The organism is Lishizhenia sp. (genome assembly GCF_033720595.1).
Lineage (GTDB): Bacteria > Bacteroidota > Bacteroidia > Flavobacteriales_D > Crocinitomicaceae > Lishizhenia.
In genome coordinates this window covers 1-7,534 of the sequence record NZ_JAWWCF010000150.1, presented here as the reverse complement: position 1 = coordinate 7,534, position 7,534 = coordinate 1, and the positions used below count along the sequence as shown (strand labels likewise).

The window sequence follows — 7,534 nt, the reverse complement described above, 5'->3', positions numbered from 1 at the left end:
TTTTGACTTCGAAGTTTGGGTTCTGTTCATTTATTTTCAATTAATCCTTGAATCCATCAATGATAATAGGTTTGCGAGCGGAGTCGAGTAACCGAAGTCTCGAAGACCAAATTGGATTCAAAAATTATTGAATAAAAAAAGAGGCTGACCCTAAGGGCAGCCTCTTTTTCGTTTGAAAGTTCTTATTAATTATTTTGCAAAAGAGAATTCAGCTCTTCTGTTAATTGCTCTACCTTCAGCAGTTGCGTTAGAAGCGATCGGTTGTGTTTCACCGTATTCGTTCATAGTAATTCTGCTTGACTCAACACCCTGTGTTGTTAAGAAGTTCATTACTGCAGCAGCTCTCTGCTTAGATAAGTTTTGATTGTATTTTTCAGATCCAGAGTTATCTGTGTGACCGTCAACGATCAATTTGTAAGAAGGGTTATCTTTCATCACTTTCGCAACGTTTTTCAAAATCAATTTATCTCCTTCTTTCAAGATAGCTTTGTTCAAGTCAAAGTTCACCATCATGTTTGGCATGATTCCTCCGAAGTCACCACCTTTAGATGGACATCCACCTTCTGAAGCAACACCTGCTTCGTTAGGACAGTTGTCTTTGTCATCAGCAACACCATCACCGTCAGCATCAGGACATCCGTTAGCAGAGAATAAACCTGCAGTTTCAGGACATGCATCAAACTCATCAGCAACACCGTCACCATCTGTATCAACGTGTACTTCGATTTCTTCACCTTTCGTGTTAACAGTTGCTCCTTCTGGAGTATTGTTATCTTGGTCTAAGTAATTTGCAACACCATCGTTGTCATCATCCTTCATACCTTGCTCAATCGCGTCCAAACGAGCTTCGTATTCAGCATTTCTGTTTCCTGTTGGTGTCCAATCTGCGTGAGAATCTTTTTTACCTAAGTAAACGTTCAATCCGATAGACTGTGTCCAGAAGTAACCATCGAATCCGTTTCTGTCATATCCAGAAACGTAATCAAAGTTCTTTTGCTTAGACAACATTAAGTATGCAGACATATCTACGAACATAGATACTCTTTCACCTAACTTAACTCTTGGTCTAAGACCCATCGTGAAGTTTACAAATTTATCGTCGAAACTGAAGTTTTCTTTTTCCCAAGAATTACTCCATCCCCCACCAAAGTGGTAAGATAGTCCAAGGTGTTTTGTGAATGTTTCAAAACCTAAAACGTCAGTTAAGTTAATTACTCCTTGAAGGTTTGTGTTGAACATTCCAGAGTTTTCGAAAGTCTCAACTCCGATGTTAGCCATAACACCTACTTTAGAATTGAACATGTAACGTACATTTCCTCCGTAGTGTCCGAATAAATTCCCTGCACCGCTTTCTTGAATTACGTTAGGGAAGTGTGATCCGTACTCTAAACCTAGAGACCACTTGTTCATGTCAATTTGTTGGCCGAATAAGGATCCAAAGCTTAGGATACTTACAAAAGTTAGAATTTTTTTCATAGTTATTGTTTTTCAAACGCCACAAAGATAACTTTTCTGATAAATCAGCTTCTAAAAACAGAAATTAATTTAATGTTATCAAAAGGCTGTTATGTTAGCTGTTACGACGATAGTGTCTTTTATGTTACACCCAATTTAATAATAATATTCAATTCTACTAAAGTAATAGTGCGGAAAATTGAAGAATCTAGGTTTAACTGTTAGTGAAGCATAGGTTTGTTTAACCGAAAAGATTAGTTTGAATCATTGGGGTATTTCCGGTAAAAAATATAGGTGAAATCCTAATTGTACAATCGTTTGTGACAAAAGTGAGCTGGGAGGGTGTCAGTGTCGATTATTAACTCAGACTTAACGGATATAAGGTCATGGATTTGACAATAATTATACTATTTTTGCGGAGTTTTAGACAAACCAGGACTACATATTATGGCACAGAAGATTTTAATTACTGGAGGAGCAGGATTTATAGGTTCCAATTTATGTGAGTATTTTATTGGAAAAGAATATCGCGTTGTATGTTTAGATAATTTAGCAACGGGTCATATGCACAATATTAATCACCTTTTAAAGAATGATGCATTTACCTTTGTAGAAGGTGATATACGTGATTTAGAGACGTGTAAAAAAGCAATTGAGGGTTGTGATTATGTATTACATCAGGCAGCTTTAGGTTCCGTTCCGCGATCCATCAATGATCCTATAACAAGTAATGATGTGAACGTTAGTGGGTTTTTAAATATGTTAGTGGCTGCAAGAGACGAGAAGGTGAAGCGATTTGTTTATGCTGCAAGTTCTTCAACGTATGGAGATTCAGAGTCTTTACCTAAGGTAGAGGATAAAATTGGAAAACCATTATCTCCTTATGCAATTACAAAGTATGTGAATGAGCTTTATGCTGAAATATTTTCAAATACCTACGGACTGCAAACAATAGGTCTGAGGTATTTTAATGTATTTGGAAGAAAACAAGATCCAAAAGGGGCCTATGCTGCTGTAATTCCAAAGTTTGTGATGCAGTTTATGGCGCATGAAAGTCCTGTTATTAATGGTGATGGGAATTATTCAAGAGACTTTACGTACATCGATAATGTAATACAGATGAATGAATTGGCGATGTTGACTGATAATGAAGCAGCAATTAATACAGTGTATAATACAGCTGTAGGTGATAGAACAACCCTGAATCAATTGGTAGGTTATATCAAAGAGGAATTATCCAATTACGATAGTGCAATTGGAGATGTTGAGGTGATATATGGACCAAATCGAGCGGGGGATATTCCTCATTCATTAGCAAGTATTGACAAGGCAAAAGAGTTATTAGGTTATGATCCTAAGTTTAAGCTTCAAGATGGTTTGAAAGAGGCTTTGAAATGGTACTGGGAGAATTTGAAATAAGAGAAGATCTAGAAAGATGACAAAAGATAAAATTGCAATAATAGGATTAGGGTACGTTGGATTGCCTTTGGCGCGTTTATTAGCTACTAAATATGCGGTAGTTGGTTTTGATATTAATGAAGCGAGAATTAAAGAGTTGAATACTGGTCATGATGCTACTCTAGAAGTAGAAGATGACTTGTTGAAGTCTGTGCTGGTAGATAGTGCCAATATGGAGATAGGTTTGTTTAATTCGTCTAATTTAGAAGATATTAAGGATTGTAACTATTACATTGTTACAGTACCTACACCAGTAGATAAGCATAATAAACCGGATCTTACTCCATTATATAAGGCTTCTGAAACAGTTGCGAAAGTCTTGACGAAAGGGGATATCGTTATCTACGAATCTACGGTTTATCCTGGTGTAACAGAAGAGGAATGTGTCCCTGTGTTAGAACGAGTAAGTGGATTGAAGTTTAATGAAGACTTCTTTGCTGGCTATTCACCAGAGCGTATTAATCCTGGAGATAAAGAGCATACCGTTGAAAAAATACTTAAGGTAACTTCTGGTTCTACACCAGAAATAGGAAAGAAAGTGGATGCTTTATATAAAAGTGTAATCACAGCGGGTACACATTTAGCGCCAACGATTAAAGTAGCCGAGGCATCTAAGGTGATAGAGAATTCTCAAAGAGATATAAATATCGCATTTGTAAATGAATTGGCGAAAATATTCAACCTATTAGAGATAGATACACAAGCGGTTTTGGAAGCAGCTGGAACGAAATGGAACTTTTTGCCATTTAGACCGGGACTTGTTGGAGGGCATTGTATTGGTGTAGATCCTTACTATTTGGCACAAAAAGCACAAGAGAAGGGATATCACCCAGAAATCATTTTAGCAGGTCGCCGTATGAATGATGGTATGGGTGAGTATGTAGCTTCACAAATCGTTAAACAAATGATAAAAAAGGGGATTTCTGTTTTAGATTCTAAAGTTTTAATGTTAGGAATTACCTTTAAAGAAAATTGTCCAGATGTCAGGAATACAAAAATTGTTGATGTTGTATCAGCACTTACATCTTATGGAATAGAAGTTGACATTTTTGACCCTTGGGCAAAAAAAGAGGAAGTGGAGCAGGAGTATGGTTTAGAAATATATAATGATCAACCTATTGAGCTTTACGATGCTGTTGTTCTTGGAGTTGCACATAAAGAATTTTTAACTCTTGATTATAATCAAAACAGAAAATTTAATTCAGTTATATATGATGTCAAAAGTGTGCTTGGAAGTTTAGCAGATGGTAAGTTATAGAGGGATTCTTATAAATAAGTAAACTCTTAAAAGGAAATGCATTCAATGAGAAACGCACCAATCAATTTTCATGTATTCTATATTGCAATAACTTTGTTAATAAGTTTTTTTGGTCCCAAAGTTTATCTAAATTATGAAAAAGGATTACTTACAATCTTTATTTTTACGTATTTATTGTTGGTGTCATTTTTTTTTTAGACTAGGTTACCGATCTAAAAGTCTTACCTCATTTTCAGAGCAAAATACAAGAAAAATCTTTAGGGTTATTGAGGTTTCAATTAAACTTTCCTTGGTACTCTATTTAATTAACATGATTTATTTAGGTTCTACGGGACGTTTAAATTTATCACTTGCATCTTTAGGAGAAAACTATTCATCCTTCCACGAAGTGTATAGTGAGAAATCTGAACAATCAATTTTGACATTTGAACTTGCCATATTAGTTCTTTCAGCAATTCCGAAATTTTTATGTTTTACATTGGGATTTTATTATTTTGATAGACTAGCTAAAAGATATAAGATTTATTTTATTTCCTTTATCATATTAATCATTTTAACTCAAACAGTTGCTTTTGGTAATCAAAAATCAATTGGTGACATTGCAATCTATGGCGGAGTTGTTTTGTTATTAAAGTCTGTGAATTTTTCGAGGCAGCGAAGAAGAAAGTTGATCAGGTATGCTGTTTTTGGTTTTGTTTTTGTATTTGGTTTGTTTTCTTTCGCACAGTATTCTAGGTTGAACTCTCGGAATATAACGTCATATGATTTGAACAATCATATGGTATCATATGCCAAATTTGATTTTGAACATCCCGTTTTTAAAATATTTGGTGATAATTTTGGATTAGGTATTGCAACATTTACAACAGGTTATTTATCTAATGGGTATTATGGGCTTTCAAAATCACTAGAATCAGATTGGGAATGGTCATATGGGGTTGGGAACTCAGTCGCTCTATCGGCTATTATGAAAGGTGTTTCTGGACTCGATCCATATGAGAAAACTTATTTGAATAAACTAGAAACCGAGAAAGGAATACCTGGTAAAAAGCACTGGCACACTGCATTTCCTTGGATTGCATCAGACATTACGTGGATAGGTACTTTAGTGTTCTTTTCACTTATGTCATTCTTGTATGGTAAATCATACAAAGAGGTACTTGTATATAAGAATCCTGTGTCGCTTATGATGTTTGCGCTTTTGACTGTAATGTTCATTTTTGTTCCGGCAAATAATCAAATTTTTCATGGTTTTGACTATCTAGGAATTTCAATTTTTGTGTTCGTAGTTTGGAAACTAAAACATTTTAAATATAACATTATTGAAAAATGTTGAAAAGTGTATTTAAAAAGTCTTTTATTGTATTACTAATTGTTATCTCTGGAAAAGTATTTTCATTTTTAAGAGATATAATGATTTCCTGGAAATTTGGTTCAGGACTCGAAACTGACGCCTATTTCGCTGCAAATAATGTCCCAAGTATATTGTTTGCAGCTATAGTTAGTAGTTACTTAGTTTTGTTTATACCCTTGTATAATAAGGTTTTAATAAATGAAGGCCAGGAAAAAGTAGATGTATTCGTATCGAATTTACTTTCGATTTTTTTTATTGGATCGATTTTGTTATCAACAGTTGGTTACTTTTCTATGGATTTCTTGATTGATTTTGTTGCACCAGGTTTTAATCAGGAAACAAGATTGTTAGCAGTTAAATTTGGAAGGGTATTAGTTCTTTCATTCGCATTTTCATCCTCAAGCCTTATTCTGTCAAATGTTTCAAATGCCAGAAATGTGTACTACGCACCTCATATAATTCCTTTAATTTCCTCAATAATAGTAATTGTTGGGATATTTTTCTTTGGGGATAATTACGGACCATTGGCAATGGCTGTGTCAGGGGTTTTAGCATTTGTAATAATATTAGGAATCCAGTGGTACCTAGCAAAGGGGTTTTTTAACTTTAATTTTATAATAAATTTAAGGGACACGAATTTAAAAAAAATGACTTGGTTAGTGGCGCCAATTTTTATTGGCTTTTCGATTGATCAATTAAATTTACTTGTAAATACTGCTGTTGCTTCTGGGTTAGGCGAAGGGAGTTTGTCCGCATTGACATTTTCACAAAGACTTCAGGGTACTATATCTGGAACAATCTCAACATCGATTATTACCGTACTTTACCCTATCATTTCTAAATTGTATGTAGAAAAAAAGGATAGAGATTTAATTTACCTTACGAAGGTTAGTTTAAAATTAATATTTATTCTGCTTTTCCCAACCACTATTTACCTTGCTGTATATAGTTCGGAATTTGTGAAAATCATATATTATCGAGGAGAGTTTGACTTACTTGATGTTAAAAATACTGCAACGGTTTTTTCAGCTTATTCAATAAATGTACTTTTTTTGGCGCTTAGGGAAATCATTCTTAGATTGTATTATATCAAAGAAAAAACGAAAATTCCACTATATACCAGTGTTATTTCTCTCGGACTTAATGCTGGTTTAAGTATATTTCTCTCAAATCACATAGGCCTTTTAGGTTTATCAGTAGCCAATTTGATTGCTACTTTTATTAACTTATTGATTATGTACCTGTTAATCAATAGAAAACTAAACTTCTCTTTAAGAGTAAAAGATTCCTTATTATATTTAGTCAATATTACTATGCCTTGTATAATCTTTTTGGGATTAATTGTAGTAGATAATTCTTTGTTTATGGTTAAAGAAGGTGTTTCAATGTTCGTATTGAAGTTGATTGTCTATAATCTATTGTTTGTTTTGACTCTTGTTTTGTTCAAAAATAAAGAAACACTCATGTTGTTTAAACTATTAAGAAATAAAATTAATGGAAATAAAAAATAAAACTCTTCTTATCACAGGTGGAACGGGTTCATTCGGTAATGCCGTTTTACAACGTTTTTTACAAACTAATCATTTCGCTGAAATTCGAATCTTTTCTAGAGATGAGAAAAAGCAAGATGACATGCGTAAAGCACTAAATAATGATAAACTAAAATTTTACATTGGAGATGTTAGAGATTTTTCTAGCGTTGAACGTGCTATGCGTGGGGTTAATTATGTGTTTCACGCGGCGGCATTAAAGCAAGTCCCTTCATGTGAATTCTTTCCATTGGAGGCGACAAAAACGAATGTTTTAGGTACTCAGAATGTAATTGATGCAGCTGAACAGAATGGAGTTCAGAAAGTTATTTGTTTAAGTACAGATAAAGCTGCATATCCAATTAATGCTATGGGGATTTCCAAGGCTCTTATGGAAAAAGTAGCAGTTGCGGCAGCAAGAAACCTGAGTAATACAACTGTGTGTTTAACAAGATACGGAAATGTTATGGCTTCAAGGGG

Annotated in this window: 6 protein-coding genes; 5 read left to right on the top strand and 1 reads right to left on the bottom strand. The window is 34.2% G+C overall.

Annotation, left to right across the window (positions count from 1 at the left end; translation table 11 throughout):
- Window positions 1-189: 189 nt before the first annotated feature.
- Window positions 190-1,476, bottom strand: coding sequence for an OmpA family protein (locus R3333_RS10725; protein WP_318958793.1), 1,287 nt, complete (start codon window positions 1,474-1,476; stop codon window positions 190-192).
- Between the two features lie 426 nt (window positions 1,477-1,902).
- Between R3333_RS10725 and R3333_RS10720 the strand changes: the two genes are divergently transcribed.
- From R3333_RS10720 to R3333_RS10700, 5 genes are all read left to right on the top strand, one after another.
- The gene (locus R3333_RS10720) at window positions 1,903-2,874 is read left to right on the top strand and encodes an SDR family oxidoreductase (protein ID WP_318958792.1); all 972 of its coding nucleotides are present in this window, start codon (window positions 1,903-1,905) and stop codon (window positions 2,872-2,874) included.
- 16 nt (window positions 2,875-2,890) lie between these two features.
- Entirely contained in the window at window positions 2,891-4,171 is a 1,281-nt protein-coding gene (locus R3333_RS10715) for a nucleotide sugar dehydrogenase (protein WP_318958791.1), read from the top strand.
- Window positions 4,172-4,304: 133 nt separating this feature from the next.
- On the top strand, window positions 4,305-5,507 hold the full coding sequence (locus R3333_RS10710; protein WP_318958790.1) for a hypothetical protein: 1,203 nt from the start codon (window positions 4,305-4,307) through the stop codon (window positions 5,505-5,507).
- On the top strand, window positions 5,501-7,036 hold the full coding sequence (gene murJ / locus R3333_RS10705) for a murein biosynthesis integral membrane protein MurJ (protein ID WP_318958789.1): 1,536 nt from the start codon (window positions 5,501-5,503) through the stop codon (window positions 7,034-7,036). The genes R3333_RS10710 and murJ overlap by 7 nt, the downstream gene beginning before the upstream one ends.
- The coding region (locus tag R3333_RS10700) for a polysaccharide biosynthesis protein (RefSeq protein WP_318958788.1) at window positions 7,020-7,534 on the top strand (515 nt) is incomplete at its 3' end. The genes murJ and R3333_RS10700, both read left to right, overlap by 17 nt.

Excerpts from the sequence above, each read along its gene's own strand:
- R3333_RS10725 (WP_318958793.1), bottom strand. The coding sequence starts at position 1,476 with ATGAAAAAAATTCTAACTTTTGTAAGTATCCTAAGCTTTGGATCCTTA.
- R3333_RS10720 (WP_318958792.1), top strand. The coding sequence starts at position 1,903 with ATGGCACAGAAGATTTTAATTACTGGAGGAGCAGGATTTATAGGTTCC.
- R3333_RS10715 (WP_318958791.1), top strand. The coding sequence starts at position 2,891 with ATGACAAAAGATAAAATTGCAATAATAGGATTAGGGTACGTTGGATTG.
- R3333_RS10710 (WP_318958790.1), top strand. The coding sequence starts at position 4,305 with ATGAAAAAGGATTACTTACAATCTTTATTTTTACGTATTTATTGTTGG.
- murJ (WP_318958789.1), top strand. The coding sequence starts at position 5,501 with ATGTTGAAAAGTGTATTTAAAAAGTCTTTTATTGTATTACTAATTGTT.